At 61.8% G+C, this 18,321-nt stretch carries 12 protein-coding genes; 6 read left to right on the top strand and 6 right to left on the bottom strand.

All coding sequences use genetic code 11. The features are described from left to right. Nucleotides 1–8: 8 nt before the first annotated feature. From GYM54_RS08050 to lon, 5 genes are all read right to left on the bottom strand, one after another. Entirely contained in the window at nucleotides 9–902 is an 894-nt protein-coding gene (locus GYM54_RS08050; protein WP_197445652.1) for a LysR family transcriptional regulator, read from the bottom strand. A 467-nt stretch (nucleotides 903–1,369) separates the two neighbouring features. Beyond that, nucleotides 1,370–2,335, bottom strand: a complete 966-nt coding sequence (cmoB, locus tag GYM54_RS08045; RefSeq protein WP_181100573.1) for a tRNA 5-methoxyuridine(34)/uridine 5-oxyacetic acid(34) synthase CmoB — start codon at nucleotides 2,333–2,335, stop codon at nucleotides 1,370–1,372. Next, the gene (cmoA, locus tag GYM54_RS08040) at nucleotides 2,332–3,072 is read right to left on the bottom strand and encodes a carboxy-S-adenosyl-L-methionine synthase CmoA (RefSeq protein WP_181101468.1); all 741 of its coding nucleotides are present in this window, start codon (nucleotides 3,070–3,072) and stop codon (nucleotides 2,332–2,334) included. The genes cmoB and cmoA overlap by 4 nt, the downstream gene beginning before the upstream one ends. 106 nt (nucleotides 3,073–3,178) lie before the next feature. After that, nucleotides 3,179–3,571 carry a protease inhibitor I42 family protein gene (locus GYM54_RS08035; RefSeq protein ID WP_197445585.1) on the bottom strand — a complete coding sequence of 131 codons (393 nt, stop codon included), beginning with the start codon at nucleotides 3,569–3,571 and terminating at the stop codon, nucleotides 3,179–3,181. A 190-nt stretch (nucleotides 3,572–3,761) separates the two neighbouring features. Then, entirely contained in the window at nucleotides 3,762–6,143 is a 2,382-nt protein-coding gene (gene lon / locus GYM54_RS08030) for an endopeptidase La (protein ID WP_197445586.1), read from the bottom strand. A 137-nt stretch (nucleotides 6,144–6,280) separates the two neighbouring features. Between lon and GYM54_RS08025 the strand changes: the two genes are divergently transcribed. The 3 genes from GYM54_RS08025 to putP (GYM54_RS08015) all read left to right on the top strand — a co-directional run bounded on the left by GYM54_RS08025 (nucleotide 6,281) and on the right by putP (GYM54_RS08015) (nucleotide 12,183). After that, nucleotides 6,281–7,036, top strand: coding sequence for an AraC family transcriptional regulator (locus GYM54_RS08025; protein WP_197445587.1), 756 nt, complete (start codon nucleotides 6,281–6,283; stop codon nucleotides 7,034–7,036). A gap of 200 nt (nucleotides 7,037–7,236) precedes the next feature. Next, nucleotides 7,237–10,398 carry a bifunctional proline dehydrogenase/L-glutamate gamma-semialdehyde dehydrogenase PutA gene (putA, locus tag GYM54_RS08020; protein WP_181100587.1) on the top strand — a complete coding sequence of 1,054 codons (3,162 nt, stop codon included), beginning with the start codon at nucleotides 7,237–7,239 and terminating at the stop codon, nucleotides 10,396–10,398. A 300-nt stretch (nucleotides 10,399–10,698) separates the two neighbouring features. Beyond that, nucleotides 10,699–12,183, top strand: coding sequence for a sodium/proline symporter PutP (gene putP / locus GYM54_RS08015; RefSeq protein WP_131650618.1), 1,485 nt, complete (start codon nucleotides 10,699–10,701; stop codon nucleotides 12,181–12,183). Nucleotides 12,184–12,264: 81 nt separating this feature from the next. Here putP (GYM54_RS08015) and GYM54_RS08010 read toward each other — a convergent pair whose 3' ends face one another. Further along, on the bottom strand, nucleotides 12,265–12,489 hold the full coding sequence (locus tag GYM54_RS08010; protein ID WP_181100590.1) for a DUF3203 family protein: 225 nt from the start codon (nucleotides 12,487–12,489) through the stop codon (nucleotides 12,265–12,267). Between the two features lie 311 nt (nucleotides 12,490–12,800). On the opposite strand from GYM54_RS08010, the gene putP (GYM54_RS08005) reads away from it, so the two are divergent. The 3 genes from putP (GYM54_RS08005) (at nucleotide 12,801) to GYM54_RS07995 (ending at nucleotide 18,264) form a co-directional block, all read left to right on the top strand. Continuing rightward, complete coding sequence (gene putP / locus GYM54_RS08005; RefSeq protein ID WP_181100594.1) at nucleotides 12,801–14,285, top strand: sodium/proline symporter PutP; 1,485 nt, start codon at nucleotides 12,801–12,803, stop codon at nucleotides 14,283–14,285. A 271-nt stretch (nucleotides 14,286–14,556) separates the two neighbouring features. Continuing rightward, the gene (locus GYM54_RS08000; RefSeq protein WP_181100596.1) at nucleotides 14,557–16,587 is read left to right on the top strand and encodes a TonB-dependent receptor; all 2,031 of its coding nucleotides are present in this window, start codon (nucleotides 14,557–14,559) and stop codon (nucleotides 16,585–16,587) included. A 270-nt stretch (nucleotides 16,588–16,857) separates the two neighbouring features. Then, nucleotides 16,858–18,264, top strand: coding sequence for an alpha/beta hydrolase (locus tag GYM54_RS07995; RefSeq protein ID WP_197445588.1), 1,407 nt, complete (start codon nucleotides 16,858–16,860; stop codon nucleotides 18,262–18,264). The last annotated feature ends 57 nt before the right edge of the window (nucleotides 18,265–18,321 follow it).

The raw sequence follows: 18,321 nt of genomic DNA, 5'->3' as shown, positions 1-18,321 counted from the left end.
CAGACCGACTACTTGTGATACGCCATAAAGGCCGCAATGACATGCCGCGAGAGCACGTCCACCGGCTCGCTGCAGTCTGCGGCGCGTAGCAGTTTTATCTGGTAGTCGCCGAGTTTGGGCAGGCTGCTGCTTTCTTCCAGACGTTTCAGCGGATGCCTGATCAGGCTCAACGGATAGGGCGCGACCGCCAGGTCGGCCATCATGGCCGCTTCCTGTCCGGCGCATTGCTCGCTGGAATAGGCGATGCGATAAGAACGGCCTGCACGGTCGAGCGCGTCCAGCGCCTGACGGCGCCACGAGCACCCGGGGCTCGCCAGCGCCAGCGGCAGAGGGCTGCGTTCGACCGCGACGCCCCCCGCTCGACCAGCCCAGACCAATGGTTCGCTATGAATGGTCTCGCCGCGCGAGTCGTCCTGGCCAAGGTTGCCGACACTAATGAGTGCGACATCCAGTTCGCCGGCATCGATGCGTTGGATCATGTCCAGGCTACGACCCACCGATACATCGACCTCGATTCCCGGATGAGTGCGTGCGAACAGTGACAGCAGGCCCGGCAGGATATGCGTGCCGAGGTCGCCCGGCGTACCGAACCGAACCCGCCCGACCAGCCTCGGCGCAATGAAGGCGTTGACCGTTTCCTCGTTGAGTTTGAGCAACCGCCGGGCATAGCCCAACAAGCGCTCGCCATCGGCCGTCAGTGCGATGCGTCGGGCTTCGCGAACGAACAGCGTGCAGCCAAGCATGGTTTCCAGCCGTTTGATCTGCATGCTGACGGCCGAGGTGGTGCGAAAAATCTGTCCGGCTGCTCGTGTGAAGCTGCCGCTTTCGGCAATCGAGACGAAGGTACGCAGCACATCGATTTCAAGCAGCGGCATGGCGGATTGGGGAAGTTCTTCGGGCATACCTGGCATGGAATGACCTTCAATTTTCTTGAACCTGAGGTTTTATTGTAGTCGTTTGTCTGAATCGTCAAGGGCGCTCAATCTGATTCTGCCGATCGCGAATGACGGTCGGTTGGTATCGGGTGCGCCCATGCGCCCTCTTAGCAGGAGGATGCGATGCGAGATTTAGAACGTCAGCCAGAACGGCAGCACAAACGTGACGTGATTGGCGATCGGGACCGGCCAGCAGTGCCGGAGTTCTATATGCCGGCCATGTGGCCAGTCGAACTTCAGCAATTATTGACCGATTGGTTCGTGGCCTGGCGGAAACGGCGCTTGTACCGGTGCCTGCTCAGGCTCAGCGACCAACAACTGGACAGGCGTGATCTGAGCCGCTCGCGACTCGTCGAGAGGGAGCGCATGCCTTTAAGACAGATAGTGGCGGAGCAGCGTTGCCGACGCGGGTGCCAGGAAGCGAACTCGTAAGCCTATGGCTTGCGTGCGATCAGCACGGCACGCATCGGTGCCGGCAGCCCTTCGATGGTTTTGCTGTGATCCTGAGGATCGAGGAATTCCGGCAGCGACTGATAGCGCATCCAGTCGGTACTGCGCTGCTCCTGAATGCTGGTGACGCTGACGTCCACGCAGCGCACATCGGCGAACCCGGCGCGGCGCAGCCAGCATTCCAGCGCCGCTACCGAGGGCAGGAACCAGACGTTGCGCATCTGCGCATAGCGGTCTTCAGGGACCAGCGCGGTGTGTTCGTCGCCTTCGACCACCAGGGTTTCCAGCACCAGCTCGCCGCCCTTGAGCAGGCAGTCCTTGAGGTCCAGCAGGTGATCGACGGGGGAGCGCCGATGGTAGAGCACGCCCATGGAGAACACCGTGTCGAAGCCTTCGAGCTTGGCCGGCAGTTCCTCCAGGGCCATCGGCAGGTGCCAGACCGGCAGCTCACCGAGGTAACGCTTCATCGCGTGGAACTGGCAGAAGAACAGCCAGTTCGGGTCGATACCCACCACCGAGTCGGCGCCAGCACCGAGCATGCGCCACATGTAGTAGCCGTTGCCGCAGCCGACATCGAGGATGCGCTTGCCGGCGAGATCGAGATGCGGCGACACGCGATCCCATTTCCAATCGGATCGCCACTCGGTGTCGACGTGCACGCCGAACACATCGAACGGACCTTTACGCCATGGCGACAGACCGAACAGCGCATCACGGGTGACGGCGCGGGTAGCGTCGTCGTTGCACTCGGCCTCCAGACGGAAAGCATCGCGCAGTTCGACGGCGCTGGGGTGAATGTCAGGCAGCGCATCGACGGCACGACGCCAGCGCGGCAGATCGCCGTGGCCGATGGCGAGCTTGGCGTCGAGTTGCTGTTGCAGGCCATTGGCCCATGCGGCCAGCGGGGTGCCGGCCAGGCGCCAGGCGAGGGGAGTCAGATCGAGGTTCATGGCAGGGCGATCAACGAGGCGAAATTCAGGCACTGGAACCACGGCACCACCTTGGAGAAGCCGGCGTCCAGCAGGCGCTGGCGGTGGGTTTCCAGGCTGTCGGGCTTCATCACGTTCTCGATGGCGCTGCGCTTCTGGGCAATTTCCAGTTCGCTGTAGCCATTGGCGCGCTTGAACGCGATGTGCAAGTCGGTCAGTAGCGCGTGCTCCTGCTCGTCTTCGAAGCGCAGCTTTTCCGAGAGAATTAGCGCGCCGCCTGGTACCAGCGCTTGGCGAATGGCGCCGAGCAGAGCCGGACGCTGTTCGCGCGGGATGAACTGCAGGGTGAAGTTGAGCGCCACCAGCGAAGTCGGTTGGTACTGCAGCGCCAGCACATCGGCCTCGATCACCTCGACGGGCAGCAATTCCTGAAACATCGAATCCTGAGCATGCAGATATTCGCGGCAGCGCTCGACCATCGCCGATGAGTTGTCGACTGCAACGACTTGGCAATTGTCGGTTTTCACGTGCCGGCGCAGCGCCTGGCTGACCGCGCCCAGGGAACAGCCGAGATCGTAGAGGCAGGTATTCGGCTGGGCGAATTGCGCCGCCAGCACGCCGATGTTCTCGACGATGGTCGGGTAACCCGGCACCGAGCGCTTGATCATGTCAGGGAACACGCGCACCACGTCTTCGTTGAACGCGAAGTCCTGGGGTTGGGCGAGGGGCTGGGCGAACAGGCGGTCTGGGTCGTGGATCACGGCGGTGTCTGGACAGGCTGAAAAACAGGGGCGGCATTGTAGCGGAAAGCCGCTCGTGTCGCCGTTGCCGACTGGACGATCGGCACGGATAAGGCAGTCGCGGTTACTGCACTTCGATACGGCAGTCGAACAGGCCGGCGGGCTCGTCCTCGGTCTCCCATGGACGCTGATAGGTCAGGTACAGCCGACCTGCGCCGGCCTGTTCGGCCTGGAAACGCCAGGTGGAAATACCATCGCCGCCGATCAGATCGTTTTTCGCCGAGCTGAACACCTCGGGACCGAGGCTCTTCAACTGTTCGGACGAAACTTCACGAAGATGCCAGCGATAACCGGTGGCCGGGTTGCTGGGCAGGCTGAGGATCAAGGTCTGGCCACGCTGCAACGACAACGGGCAGGCCGCGTCGTCATTCAGCGCGACACTGCCGGAGGGCTTACTGGCGCAGCCGGCAAGCAGCAGCACGGAGGCGAATGACAGCAGGCGGGGCAGTGTAGACATGGGCGAACGGGGCTCTATATAGGCGGGCTTGCGTCGAACCATAAGGCGCCTGCGGCCAATCGTAAAGGCTGTGCTTTTACCAAGAAGCAGGTTGCTGGCGATGCCTGGGCACGGATCGCCAGCACGCTCGGTGGTCAAGATTGCGGCTATCGGAGCCTGAATGGAAGGGCTCCGACACTGCACTGGATCGTCAGAACAGCACCTTGACCACATCACTGAAGCGCTTGGCGAAATGCATCGTCAGGCCTTCCTTCAGATAGTCCGGTAGCTCCTCGAAATCCCCGCGGTTCAGCTCAGGGATGATCAGTTCATAGAGTTTCAGGCGTCGCGCGGCGATCACCTTCTCGCGCAAGCCGCCGATGGGCAACACCAGGCCGGTCAGGGTCAGCTCGCCGGTCATCGCCACGCCCTTTTTCGGCGCCTGATTACGCGCGAGCGACAGCAATGCGCTGGCCATGCTAATGCCGGCGCTGGGGCCGTCCTTCGGTGTCGCGCCTTCGGGCACATGCATATGCACGAAAGCTTGATCGAAGAACTTCGGATCGCCTTTGAATTCCTTCAAGTGCGCGTTCACATAGCTGAAGGCGATCTCGGCCGACTCCTTCATCACGTCGCCGAGCTTGCCGGTGAGTTTGAATCCGCGGTTGAGCGTATGGATGCGTGTCGCCTCGATCGGCAGTGTGGCGCCTCCCATGCTGTTCCAGGCCAGCCCCGTGACCACGCCGACACCGGTGAGCAATTGTTCGGGATGCCAGAACGGCATGCCCAGATAGCTTTCGACGTTTTTCGGGCCGATCTTGATCTTGCTGTCTGGCTCGTCGAGCAGCTTGACCACCGCCTTGCGCACCATCTTGCCAAGCTGTTTGTCGAGTTGGCGCACTCCTGCTTCCCGCGCGTACCCCTCGATCAAATGGCGCAATGCACTGTCGCTGATGGACAGGCGATTTTTAGGTACGCCGGCCCGCTCCAGTTGCCGCGGCCAGAGATGGCGCTTGGCGATGGCGAGCTTTTCTTCGGTGATGTAGCCGGACAGCCGAATGATTTCCATCCGGTCGAGCAGCGGTCCGGGAATCGAATAGAGGCTGTTGGCTGTGCAAACGAACAGCACCTTGGACAGATCGAGGCGCAGATCCAGGTAATGGTCGAGGAAGCCAACGTTCTGCTCGGGGTCGAGGGTTTCCAGCAGCGCCGAGGCCGGGTCGCCCTGATGGCTGTTGCCGAGCTTGTCGACCTCATCGAGCATGATGACTGGGTTCATCACCTCGACTTCCTTCAGCGCCTGCACCAGCTTGCCGGGCAGGGCACCGATATAGGTCCGCCGATGACCCTTGATCTCCGCTTCGTCACGCATGCCGCCGACGCTGAAACGGTAGAAGGGCCGCCCCAGCGATTCGGCGATGGATTTTCCGATGCTGGTCTTGCCCACGCCTGGCGGACCGACCAGCAGCACGATAGACCCGGCGATCTCGCCGCGGAACGCCCCGACGGCGAGAAACTCGATGATGCGGCTTTTGATGTCGTCCAGCCCGGCGTGATGATCGTTGAGTATTTTCCGTGCGCGTTCGAGGTCGAGCTTGTCCTCGCTGTACAGACCCCAGGGCATCGAGGTCGCCCAGTCCAGATAATTTCGCGTCACCGCGTATTCCGGCGAGCCGGTTTCCAGAACGGACAGCTTGGTCAGCTCATCGTCGATGCGCTTCTGGGCGGCGGGCGGCAGCACCTTGCCTTCGAGTCGTGAGCGGAATTCGTCGGCGTCGGCGCTGCGATCGTCCTTGGTGATGCCCAATTCCTGCTGGATGATTTTCAGCTGTTCCTTAAGGAAGAACTCGCGCTGACGCTCGCCGATCTTGCGATTGACCTCGCCGGTCAGTTCCTTCTGCAGCTTGGCGACCTCGACCTCCTTGCGCAGCAGTGGCAGCACCTTTTCCATACGCTTGAGCACGGGCACGGTGTCGAGCACTTCCTGCAATTCCAGGCCGGGTGCCGTAGTCAGCGCAGCGGCGAAGTCGGTCAGGGGCGACGGTGCGTTCGGGCTGAACCGGTTGAGATAGTTCTTCAGCTCTTCGCTGTACAGCGGGTTGAGAGGCAGCAATTCCTTGATCGCATTGATCAGCGCCATGCCGTAAGCCTTGACCTCGTCGCGCGGGTCCTCATCGCTCTGCGGGTAATCCACCTCGACCAGGTAGGGAGGCTTGCGCCGCAACCAGCCGCGAATGCGCACCCGTGCCATGCCTTGGGCGACGAATTGCAATTTGCCACCTTCCTTCGATGCATGGTGCACGCGGACCATAGTGCCGTGCTCGGGCAGGCTGTCCGGGTCGAAACTGGCGGCGTCCTGCGCCGGCGTGTCCATATAAAAGAGGGCCAGGCCCTGGTGCGGCGTCTTGCCAACCAGCTCCAGCGTTTCAGCCCAAGGGTCTTCGTTGACGATGACCGGCAAGACTTGAGCGGGAAAGAAAGGCCGGTTATGCACCGGAATGATGTACAGCTTGTCCGGCAGGTTCTGATCCGGCAGTACCAGTCCAGTGGATGAATCGTCCTGCTCGAATTGGTGATTGATGTCGTCGTTCATGCGGCACCTGTTGCGAGTACGTGCTCTTTAGATGGGTCTGCGGCAAATGATTTCAATCCAATTGGCCGCGCATTCCCGGCAACTGTAAAAAACCGGTCGGCTCCGGTAGAGTGCGGCGACAAGCCAGGTACCCCGCCATGCTCAACGCACGTCTGCTTCGCCTCGATGATCAGGCCCACGAACACGCACACGATTACCACCAATTGGTGCTGTCGCTGTCCGGCAGTGCGGAGTTCGAAGTGGATGGTTCGGGTGGGGAAGTCTGCCGCATGCGCGCCTGCCTGGTGCCGGGTCATGCCGAGCATGAGTTCGCCGGCAAGGGTGACAACCGCATGCTGATCATCGATCTCGACGAGCAGGACCTGAGCGCCGATGATCCTCGGCTGCTGGCCCAGCTGTTCGAGACCCCGCGTTATCCGGCGCTGGATGCCGATTTTCAGAATCTGCTCAATTACGCCGGTGCCGAACTGGCCCGCTACGGCAGCGATCCATTGCTGGCGCGTGCGCTGGGTGGCGTGCTGCTGCGGGCATTGCATCTGCGAGTGTTCGGTGAATCGACGCGTCGACCGACCGGCGCAATGGACATCGCCCGCCTGGATGCCCATATCGAAACCAACTTGGCGCGCCGCATTACCGTCGCCGAACTGGCCCAGGTCGCCTGCCTGAGCCCCAGCCACTTCCACGCGCAGTTCAAAGACAGCGTAGGCCTCACGCCGCATCAATACCTGCTGAAAAGCCGTCTGGATCGTGCGGCCCGGCTGCTGCGCGAAAGCCCGTTGCCGTTGGTACGCATCGCCGAAGAGTGCGGTTTTTCCAGTCAGAGTGCGCTGACTACCGCGACCCGGCGCTATCTCGGACTCACGCCAAAGCGCCTGCGCAGCAGCGAACGCTGAAGTTTTTCTGGCTAACGCTGAGACGTGCGGTGCAGTCTTGAAATCCCGTAGTTTTTTGCAAAAGTTCAGTAGCTTCGCGCAACAACACAAAACCCTCTCGCCGTAGATTCCCCTACCGTTTGGCGTCCGCTGCCGTGTAATCACTGGCGTGCGCGTCCGCTAATCTGATTCGAACAACACTCCACGAGAGGAGCGGCGCGATGTTCAAAGCCGGTCAAGTCTTGCAGGGCGATTTCGCCAATCTGAAAGCCGCCGAATTCTTCCCCGCCATCAGCGCCAATTACAGCGTTGACGAGGCGGCCTATCTGAATGAGCTACTGCAGCTGGCTGACCCCGGCGATGAGGGCATCGAAGCCATCCGCCGTGAGGCACGCAGCCTGATCGAGGCGGTGCGCGGCCGTGATAACGCCGTCGACACCCTCGATGCGCTGCTGCGTCAGTACAGCCTGGATACCCACGAAGGGCTGATGCTGATGTGCCTGGCCGAGGCGTTGCTGCGCGTGCCGGATTCGGCCACCGCCGACGCGCTGATCCGCGACAAGCTCAACGCCGCCGAATGGGAGCGTCACCTCGGCCAGAGCGACAACGTGCTGGTCAACTTCGCCGCCTGGGGGCTGGTGATGACCGGCAAGGTGGTCGACCCGGACAACACCGACGGCCGCCCGAAGAATGTCATTGGCCGGCTGATCAAGCGCTCCGGCGAGCCGGTGATTCGCGCCGCGATGAACCAGGCGATGAAGTTGATGGGCAAGCAGTTCGTGCTGGGTCGCACCATCTCCGAAGCGCTGAAGAACGGTCGCCCGGAGCGTGAGAAGGGCTACACCTATTCCTTCGACATGCTCGGCGAAGCGGCACTGACCGCCGAGGATGCCGCCAAATACATGGCTGACTACCGTCAGGCGGTTAAGACCGTCGGTGCCGAGCCTCAGGTGGGTTCTGGCCCGCGTCCGTCGGTATCGATCAAGCTGTCTGCACTGCATCCGCGCTACGAAGTGGCCCAGCGCGAGCGCGTACTCACCGAGCTGTTCGAGAGCGTCCGCGAGCTGGCCGTTCTAGCGCGCTCGCTTGATGTCGGCATCACCATCGATGCTGAAGAGGCCGACCGCCTCGAACTATCGCTGGAACTGTATGAAAAACTCATGCGCGACCCTGCCGTTGCTGGCTGGGGCGAGTTCGGTCTGGTCATTCAGGCCTACTCCAAGCGTTGTCTGCCGGTGCTGGTCTGGCTGACGCTGCTGGGCAAGGAGCTGGGCGCGCGCATTCCGCTGCGTCTGGTCAAGGGCGCCTATTGGGACAGCGAGATCAAGCAGTGCCAGGTCCAGGGACTGGATGGCTATCCGGTCTACACCCGTAAGGAAGGCACCGACACCTCCTATCTGGCCTGCGCGCGTTACCTCCTGTCCGAGCACACCCGTGATGTGATTTATCCGCAGTTCGCTAGCCACAACGCGCATACCGTCAGCTGCATCCTGAATATGGTCGGCGAGCTGAAGGCGCCGCGTGAGTTCGAATTCCAACGCCTGCATGGCATGGGCGACGCGCTTTACGACACGGTGATCGAGAAGTACCGCAAGAACGTTCGCATCTACGCGCCGGTCGGTGCTCACAAGGATCTCCTGCCGTATCTGGTGCGACGTCTGCTGGAAAACGGCGCCAATTCGTCGTTCGTCCATCAACTGGTCGACCCGCGCGTGCCGGTGGAAACCCTGATCGACCACCCGGTGACCCAGCTGCGTCAGTTTAAGACCCTCGGTAACCATCGCATTCCGCTTCCGCCGGCGCTGTACGGCAACCGGACCAACTCGCAAGGCATCAACATGAACATCCAGACTCAGTGGAACGAACTGTCCAGCGCCTACCAGACCTTCCTTGATCGTCAGTGGCAAGCGGCGCCGGTCATTGGAGGGCAGACGCTCTCCGGCACACCGAGCAAGGTGCACTGCCCGTATGACTTGGGCAAAGAAATCGGCACCGCGCAGTTCGCCACCGCCGAGCAGGCCAAGCAGGCCGTTGACTGTCTGGCCGCGTTCTGGCCGCGCTGGAACGCCACACCGGTCGAGCAGCGCGCGCGGATTCTCGAGCGCCTGGGTGATCTATTGGAAGCCAACCGTGCCGAGCTGATGACCATGTGCACGCTAGAGGCCGGCAAAACCCTGCAGGACGGCATCGATGAAGTGCGTGAAGCGGTCGACTTCTGCCGTTACTACGCGCAGCAGGCGCGTCTGAAGCTGGGTCGCGAAGAGCTCAAGGGCCCGACCGGCGAGCGTAACGAGCTGTTCCACGAAGGCCGCGGCGTGTTCGTCTGCATCAGCCCCTGGAACTTCCCGCTGGCGATCTACCTCGGTCAGATCACCGCGGCCCTGGTTGCAGGCAACACCGTCCTGGCCAAGCCGGCCGAGCAGACCAGCCTGATCGCTGCGCGCGCATTGGAACTGATGTTCGAAGCCGGCCTGCCGAAGGACGCGATTGCCTTCCTGCCGGGCGACGGCGCCACCCTGGGCGGCGTGTTCTGCCGCGATCCACGTGTGGTGGGCGTGTGCTTCACTGGGTCCACCGACACGGCGCGCATCATCAACCGCCAACTGGCCGAGAAGGAGGGCGCCATCGCCACGCTGATCGCTGAAACCGGCGGCCAGAACGCGATGATCGTCGATTCCACCGCGCTTCCCGAGCAAGTGGTCAAGGATGCCGTCGGCTCGGCTTTCACCAGCGCCGGCCAGCGTTGCTCGGCTCTTCGCGTGCTCTATGTGCAGCGCGACATTGCCGACCGTGTCATCGAACTGCTCAAGGGCGCCATGGCCGAGCTGAAAGTCGGTCCGACTCATCTGCGCGAAAACGACTTGGGCCCGGTCATCGATGCCGACGCCCGTGATGGTCTGCTGGCGCATATCCAGCAGCTCAAGGCCGAAGGCAAGCTGATCGCCGAAGCCAAGCTGCCGGGCAGCCACAATGGTCATTTCGTCGCACCGGTGGCGTTCGAGATTGGCGGGATCCACGAGTTGAAGAAGGAACACTTCGGTCCGGTGTTGCACGTGGTGCGTTTCGATGCGGCGGATCTGGAAAAGGTCGTCGCCGATATCAATGCCACCGGTTACGGCCTGACCCTCGGCATACACAGCCGCAACGAGGAAACTGCGGCGCGCATCGAGGCCTTGGCGCGGATCGGCAACCTCTACGTCAACCGCAACCAGGTCGGTGCGGTGGTCGGCGTGCAGCCGTTCGGTGGCTGCGGCCTGTCCGGCACCGGCCCGAAGGCGGGCGGCCCGAGTTACCTGCTGCGCTTCGCCAACGAGCGCACCACGTCCACCAACACCACGGCAGTAGGCGGCAACGCCTCGCTGCTGTCGCTCGGCGACGATTGAGGTAGACGGCCTGTATTCGCCGCGAGGGCGCGCCTCCCACAACGGTAGCGGTGTCCACCTGCTGCTTTATGTGGGAGGCCCGCCCCGGGGCGAAGCTTCTGGCTTTGCTTGCGGTACTTGATTTACCCCGGCCGCCTCGGCGGCCGGATCAAACAATAGAACAGTTGGCGGATCGCTCTTCCGCCACTGATGGACCCGATTGGGTCCGTCGTCGGTGATGGCGCGAACCGCCATCGCCCTCTGCCAGATGGGATCGGGAATACCCTCGCGCCCATCAACAATAACTAACGAGGGAACAAGATGAGCATCAGTACACCCACTCTGGTCACGTTCGTGATCTATATCGGCGCGATGCTGTTGATTGGCTTCGTCGCCTATCGCGCCACCAAGAACTTCGACGACTATATTCTCGGCGGCCGCAGCCTCGGCAGTTTCGTCACGGCCCTGTCGGCTGGCGCTTCGGACATGAGCGGTTGGCTGCTGATGGGCCTGCCAGGGGCGATCTTCGTCGCGGGCCTTTCGGAAAGCTGGATCGCGATCGGCCTGATCGCCGGGGCCTGGCTGAACTGGCTGTTCGTGGCCGGACGCCTGCGCGTGCACACCGAGCGCAACAACAACGCACTGACCCTGCCGGATTACTTCTCGCACCGTTTCGAAGATGACAGCCGCATGCTGCGCATTTTTTCGGCATTGGTGGTTTTGGTGTTCTTCACCATTTACTGCGCTTCGGGTGTGGTCGCTGGCGCGCGTCTGTTCGAGAGCAGCTTCGGCATTCCCTACGACGTCGCGCTGTGGGTCGGTGCCGCTGCAACCATCCTCTACGTATTCATCGGCGGCTTCCTCGCGGTGAGCTGGACCGACACCGTGCAGGCCACGCTGATGATCTTCGCGCTGCTGATCACACCCGTGTTCGTCGTGCTGGCGCTGGGCGACATGGGCGCCGCGATGGATACCATCGCCACCCAGAACCCGGCTGCCTTCGACATGTTTAGCGGCCTGTCCTTCGTTGCGATCATTTCGCTGTTGGCCTGGGGCCTGGGCTACTTCGGCCAGCCGCATATCCTGGTGCGCTTCATGGCCGCCGACTCGGTGAAATCCATCCCCAATGCCCGCCGTATCGGCATGGCCTGGATGATCCTGACCCTGGCGGGAGCCGTGGCGGTGGGCTTCTTCGGGATCGCCTATTTCGCAGGGCATCCTGAATTGGCTGGGCCAGTCAGCGAGAACGGCGAGCGTGTGTTCATGGAGTTGGTGAAGATTCTATTTAACCCCTGGGTCGCCGGCATCATCCTCTCCGGCGTGCTGGCCGCGGTGATGAGTACCCTCAGCGCGCAGCTGCTGGTGAGCTCCAGCGCCCTGACGCAAGACTTCTACAAAGCCATGTTGCGCAAGAACGCGTCGCAGACGGAACTGGTCTGGGTCGGTCGCGCAATGGTGCTGCTGATCGCGTTCATCGCGCTGGGCATCGCGTCCAATCCGGACAGCAAGGTGCTGGGGCTGGTGTCCTATGCTTGGGCCGGCTTCGGCGCTGCGTTCGGTCCGGTAGTGCTGATTTCGCTGCTGTGGAAAGACATGACTCGCAATGGTGCGCTGGCCGGCATGATCGTTGGCGCTGTCACCGTGGTGGTGTGGAAGGAATTCATCGGCCTGGGGCTGTACGAGATCATTCCGGGCTTCATCCTCGCCAGCATCGCCGTCGTCGTCTTTAGCAAGATTGGCCAGGGCGCCTCGCCCAGCATGATCAAACGGTTCGAAGAGGCAGCGAGCGAATACCACGGCCGCTGATTGAAGGTCGTTGAAAAGACAAACCCCGCTGTCGTTTACCGGCAGCGGGGTTTCTTTTTGTCGGGACGCCGCCGGGTGCGTTCAGTCGTCGGCAATAAGGTTTTCGCGATCATCTTTGGCGCCTGCCGCTATCAGATGTTCGGCCTGGTCTTCGGTGAGGTGCGTGCTGGCGCCGTCGATATGTGCGACCGACATGCGGGCGGCGGGATCGGTGCTGACTCGCACATCCATTATCGCGCTGCGGTAGGTGGTGCCCTGAATGACGGCAGAGCAGGTGCCGGTCGGAATATCGAGAGTGACTGTCATGGCAAGCCTCCGAAACGCTTTCGATGGAGCCGCAGCACGAGCGCGGCTGTTGCAAGTGAGACAGTGCCGGGCGCGATCCGTTTTGCACGGCGGGTCGCGTGTTGGGCTGACCGGCAGGAAATCGGCCTGTCAGGGTCGGCCTGAAGCCGACTGGTCGGTAATTGTCGATACCGCCTGGTCACAAGCGCGGACGGCGCCGAAACGCTATGCTTTCGGCCTGTCGACCATCCGTTTACCAGCACTGCGCAGCCTAGCGCTCGCGCTTCGTCAGTGGAGACGGGGGACAACCTCCGCAGCACAAGGAAATAACAATGAATGTGAGCACCCCAACACTGATCACTTTCGTGATCTATATCTTGGCGATGATCCTCATCGGCTTCATCGCCTATCGCGCGACCAAGAACTTCGACGATTACATTCTCGGTGGCCGCAGCCTCGGCAGCTTCGTCACGGCGCTTTCGGCGGGTGCGTCGGACATGAGCGGTTGGTTGCTGCTGGGCCTGCCCGGCGCGATTTTCGTTGCCGGTCTGTCCGAGAGCTGGATCGCCATCGGCCTGATCGCCGGTGCCTGGCTCAATTGGCTTTTCGTTGCCGGCCGGTTGCGCGTGCATACCGAGCACAATCACAACGCGCTGACGCTGCCGGATTACTTCTCGCACCGCTTCGAGGACACCAGTCGACTGTTGCGGATTTTCTCCGCGCTGGTGATTTTGGTGTTCTTCACCATCTATTGCGCTTCGGGTGTGGTCGCTGGCGCGCGCCTGTTCGAGTCGACGTTCGGTATGTCTTACGATACGGCGTTGTGGGTAGGCGCTGCGGCGACGATTCTCTATGTGTTCATTGGTGGTTTCCTCGCGGTGAGCTGGACCGACACCGTGCAGGCGACGCTGATGATTTTCGCGCTGCTGATCACCCCGGTGTTCGTCATCCTCGCCCTCGGCGATGTAGGCGCAGCCATGAACACCATCGCCGCGCAGGATCCGTCGAACTTCGACATGTTCAAGGGCCTGTCCTTCATCGCGATCATTTCATTGCTCGGCTGGGGGCTGGGTTATTTCGGCCAGCCGCACATCCTGGTGCGTTTCATGGCCGCCGATTCGGTTAAGACCATCCCCAACGCCCGCCGCATCGGCATGACTTGGATGGTTCTGACCCTGGTCGGCGCGGTGGCCGTAGGCTTCCTCGGGATTGCCTACTTCGCGGACAACCCGGCGCTAGCGGGTGCGGTGACCCAGAACGGTGAGCGAGTCTTTCTTGAGCTGGTGAAAATCCTGTTCAATCCATGGGTCGCGGGCATCATTCTTTCTGGCGTGCTGGCGGCGGTGATGAGCACGCTCAGCGCACAGCTGCTGGTCAGCTCCAGCGCCCTGACACAGGATTTCTACAAGGCCTTCCTGCGTAAAGGCGCGTCGCAGACCGAGTTGGTCTGGGTCGGTCGCGCCATGGTGCTGTTGATCGCGCTTATCGCCATCGGTATTGCGTCCAACCCCGAGAGCAAAGTCCTTGGCTTGGTTTCCTACGCCTGGGCCGGCTTCGGCGCTGCCTTTGGACCGGTCGTGCTGATCTCGTTGCTGTGGAAGCGCATGACCCGCAACGGCGCGTTGGTTGGCATGCTGGTAGGGGCGATCACCGTGGTCGTCTGGAAGGAGTTCATCGGCCTGGGGCTGTACGAGATCATTCCTGGGTTCATCCTTGCGAGCATTGCCATCTATGTCGTAAGCCTGATGGGCAAGGAGCCGGCTGCCTCCATTCAGCAGCGCTTCGAAACGGCTGACGCGGAATACCGTGCGGGTTGATCGCGGTGTTGGGCGTTTAGCTCGCCACGAGCATCATCCCTTCGCCTGAAACGGACGGCGCACTCAAAACCCCGGGCTCGCTCCCGGGGTTTTATGTTTCCGGACGATCACAACCGCTGGCAGCGTGACGCAAGGCCAGTGATCGACATTCGAATAAAATCTTAATTGTTACGATATAACATGTTAGATTCTCCGCCGCTCAGGAAGCTCCGCTCCTGCATCGCCACAGTTCGGCGGCCTTGGAAGGCACCGCCACATTCTGGAGAGTCGTATGAAACCGAAACATCACCCACTGGCCTGGGCAATCAGTCTGGCCTTTGTTCCCGCGGTCTGGGCGGCCGATCCGGTCGAACTTGATTCCGTCGTGGTCAGTGCCAGCGGTCTGGCCAAGCAGAGCCATGAGATGACGACACCGGCGGCGGTCATGGAGGGTGATGAACTGGTGCTGCGCCGTGAGGCGACTTTGGGCGAAACCCTGGAAAGCCTGCCTGGTGTACGTTCCAGCAGCTTCGGTGCTGGTGCGGCACGCCCGGTTATCCGGGGCCTGGACGGCGCGCGCGTGAAAGTCCTGAGCGATGGCATCGAATTGCTCGATGCCTCCACCATCAGCCCCGACCACGCTGTCACCAGCGAGCCGCTACTGGCCGAGCGCATCGAAGTGCTCAAGGGGCCGGCGACCTTGCTCTACGGCGGCGGTGCGATCGGCGGTGTGGTCAATGTGATCGACAAAAAGATTCCCACCTACGTCCCGGAAAAGGGCTACGAGGGCGAGCTGGAACTACGCGCCAATAGCGCGGCGAACGAAGGCGCTGGCGTGTTCGGCATCACCGCCGGTAGCGGCAACTTCGCCGTACGAGCCGAAGGCACCAAGCGCCAGGCCGGCGAATACGAAATTCCGGGCTCGCCAGATAAGCAAGCGGGTTCCTACAACGACACCGATAGCTTCACCCTGGGCGCCAGCTTCATTGGTGAGCGCGGTTACATCGGCATGGCCTATGGCGAGCAGAACAACCGCTACGGTTTGCTGGCCCATGAACATGCCGATTGCCATACCCACGGCAGCGACTGGCATTGCGGCGGTCACGATGATCATGCTCACGACGAGCACGGCCACGATGAGCATGACCATGAGCACGGCAGCGTCCCTTACGTCGACATGCATCAGAAGCGCTGGGATCTGCGCGGCGAGCTGAGCGATCCGCTGCCAGGCTTCGAGCTGGCGCGCCTGCGTGTCGGACACAGCAACTATCAGCATGAGGAAATCGAAGGCGGGGAAATAGGCACGCGCTTCAATAACGATGCCACTGACGCGCGCCTCGAACTGACCCATCAGCCACTGTTCGGCTGGCGCGGCGTGGTCGGCGCACAAACGCTGCGCCGCGACTTCGAAGCCCTGGGGGAGGAGGCCTACGTGCCGCCGACACTGACCCGCAACCACGGGCTGTTCCTGCTCGAGGAGTACACCACCGGGGCGTGGCGCTACGAGTTGGGACTGCGGCATGAGTGGCAGGACATCGAGGCCGATGGCCAGCGGGACACCGATCACAGCGGCACCTCGATTTCAGCCGGTGCGGTCTGGACCTTCGCGCCGGAGTATTCCCTGGGCTTCTCGCTGTCGCGCTCGCAACGCCTACCCACAGCCGAAGAGCTCTACGCCAATGGCCCGCACGCGGCGACTCGCACCGTCGAGCTGGGCAATGTCGATCTCGAAGAAGAGACCTCGCACAACGCCGAACTCACGCTACGCAAGTTCGCAGGCCGCACCACCTTCAGTTTCAGTCTGTTCCGCAACGAGGTAGACGACTTCATCTATGCCGCCGATACCGGGAACGACATCGGCGGCGGCTATCGCGAGATCGAATACCGCCAGCACGACGCCGTGCTGACCGGCGCGGAAGGCGAGGTGCGTTTCCAAGCCACCGATGCCACCGCCCTGACCCTGTTTGGCGATCACGTGCGCGGCAAGTTGCGTGACGGCGGCGGCGATCTGCCGCGCATCCCGGCAGATCGTCTCGGGGTGCGTGTAGACCAGCGCTTAACCACTGCCCTGAGCGGCCAGCTGGAGTTCTATCGCGTGCAGCGTCAGGACGAGCTGGCCGACTACGAGACCGAAACCGGCGGCTACAACATGCTCGGCGCTGGCCTCAGCTACAGCGGCTCGTTGCAGCAGACCGACTATCTGCTCTACCTCAAGGCCAACAACCTGCTCGATGAAAAGGCGCGCCAGCACACCTCGTTCATCAAGGACGATGTATTGCTACCCGGTCGCAACCTGACCGTTGGCATGCGCTTGGCTTTCTAAGGCGCTCACGGCGGGCAATGTCATCATTGCTCGCCGACTCGCTCGCGCACATCGGTATCCCACCCTGCTACCGGTCCCGTTGCCTTTATAAGCGCGCCGGCAGTCGAGATATTCCCAATACGACTCACCGGTCGTCTCCTCGGCATTTCCTGCATTTGACAGGTCCAAGCTTTCTGCCACGTTTAGTCGAAGTGCGCGTAGTGCTTCGCTTGGCAGTTCTGGCAAAAGCTCGCATCAATAGAACAAAAACAATAATTCAGGAGACTTCCCATGCTTCCAAGCAAGTTGGCTTCAGCCTGTGCGCGCGCCATTGCCGGCGTGATGCTGGTGGGTACGATCGGCATCGCCGCCGATGTTCAGGCCCGGTCGAAACCCATCAAACCACCGGTGTCCCACAGCGAATCACGTGACCAGGATTCGCGCATCTTTGTTCCCATCGTATCGCCGCTGGCGGCGTTTCCTGGGCTGCCGAGCGAGCGCTGGACCGGCATTTACCAAGGCTCGTCCTACCAAATCGAAGTTCCGCCGAACTGGAACGGCATGCTCGTCATGTACGCCCATGGCTATCGTGGCATCGAACCCGAACTCACCGTCGGACCACCCCCGTTCCGCCCATGGCTGCTGCAACAGGGCTACGCCTGGGCCGCATCCAGTTACAGCAAGAATTACTACGATGTGCGCGCCGGCGTCGAAGATACCAACGCCCTGGCGCTGGCCTTCAGCAGCCTGACCGGCAAGCCCCAGCCGACCAAGACCTACATCACCGGGCACTCCATGGGCGGCCACGTCGCGGCAGCGGCGGTGGAAGCGGAAACCTATGCAACGGCCAACAACCGGGTGCGCTACAGCGGCTCGGTGCCCATGTGTGGTGTGACTGGCGACGTCTATGAGTTCGAATACCTGATGCACTTCACCTTGGCTGCGCAGCATCTGGCCGGCCTGGGCCCGACCACGTTCCCGGCGACGGACTTCCAGGCGAAGCTGCCGCAGATTATCGGCGCGCTGTGGAATAGCTACCCGACCGAGCCATCAGCTCAGGGACTCAAACTCGAAGGCATCGTGCGCGAACTCAGCGGCGGCGAGCGCCCCATCTTCGCCGAAGGCTTCCGCACCGGCCTGCAGAGCGTCGTACTGGGGACCGGCGGCCGGGATGGCTCGGTAGACGGAATTCTCGCCGACTCGCTAACCGGCAACCTCGCCACCCGCTATCAGTTCGATACGAACAAGGCGATGTCCCGCGAGGAACGCGAGTTCAACGACTCGATCATCCGCGTGATCGGCCATCCCCCAGCCAACAGCATCCGCCCGGACGGCCTGCGCTGGATTCCAGTTGTGAACGGCCAGTTCAACGTCCCGGTGGTCAGCATCCACACCCTGGGCGACCTGTACGTGCCGTTCAAACACCAACAAATCTACCGCCGCAACGCCGAAGCCAATGGCAACGGCAACCTCCTGGTACAACGCGCCATCCGCGCACCCAGCCATTGTGATTTCACCTATCAGGAGCAGGTCGAAGCCATGGCCGCGATGCTGCAATGGGAACAGCAGGGCATCAAACCGGCTGGTGATGATGTGATCAATCCACGAGTCGTAGCGAACCCCGCCTATGGCTGCCAGTTCACGCGTAACGATGGCACTCAGAACCGGACGTCGCTGCCGGCTTGTCCGGAGATTTGAAACATTAGCCCTAGGCGACAAGCCCTGCACATGCAGGGCTTTTTATTAACCGAGTAC

Source organism: Pseudomonas sp. MTM4 (assembly GCF_019355055.1).
Lineage (GTDB): Bacteria > Pseudomonadota > Gammaproteobacteria > Pseudomonadales > Pseudomonadaceae > Stutzerimonas.
The sequence above is the reverse complement of the archived record's forward strand: the minus strand, read 5'-3'. Positions and strand labels throughout refer to the sequence as shown.

Bases quoted from the DNA above. Each gene is read 5' to 3' on its own strand.
- GYM54_RS07995 (WP_197445588.1), top strand. From the start codon at position 16,858: ATGCTTCCAAGCAAGTTGGCTTCAGCCTGTGCGCGCGCCATTGCCGGC.
- GYM54_RS08010 (WP_181100590.1), bottom strand. From the start codon at position 12,489: ATGACAGTCACTCTCGATATTCCGACCGGCACCTGCTCTGCCGTCATT.
- putP (WP_181100594.1), top strand. From the start codon at position 12,801: ATGAATGTGAGCACCCCAACACTGATCACTTTCGTGATCTATATCTTG.
- GYM54_RS08035 (WP_197445585.1), bottom strand. From the start codon at position 3,571: ATGTCTACACTGCCCCGCCTGCTGTCATTCGCCTCCGTGCTGCTGCTT.
- putA (WP_181100587.1), top strand. From the start codon at position 7,237: ATGTTCAAAGCCGGTCAAGTCTTGCAGGGCGATTTCGCCAATCTGAAA.
- putP (WP_131650618.1), top strand. From the start codon at position 10,699: ATGAGCATCAGTACACCCACTCTGGTCACGTTCGTGATCTATATCGGC.
- cmoB (WP_181100573.1), bottom strand. From the start codon at position 2,335: ATGAACCTCGATCTGACTCCCCTCGCCTGGCGCCTGGCCGGCACCCCG.
- GYM54_RS08050 (WP_197445652.1), bottom strand. From the start codon at position 902: ATGCCCGAAGAACTTCCCCAATCCGCCATGCCGCTGCTTGAAATCGAT.
- GYM54_RS08025 (WP_197445587.1), top strand. From the start codon at position 6,281: ATGCTCAACGCACGTCTGCTTCGCCTCGATGATCAGGCCCACGAACAC.
- GYM54_RS08000 (WP_181100596.1), top strand. From the start codon at position 14,557: ATGAAACCGAAACATCACCCACTGGCCTGGGCAATCAGTCTGGCCTTT.
- lon (WP_197445586.1), bottom strand. From the start codon at position 6,143: ATGAACGACGACATCAATCACCAATTCGAGCAGGACGATTCATCCACT.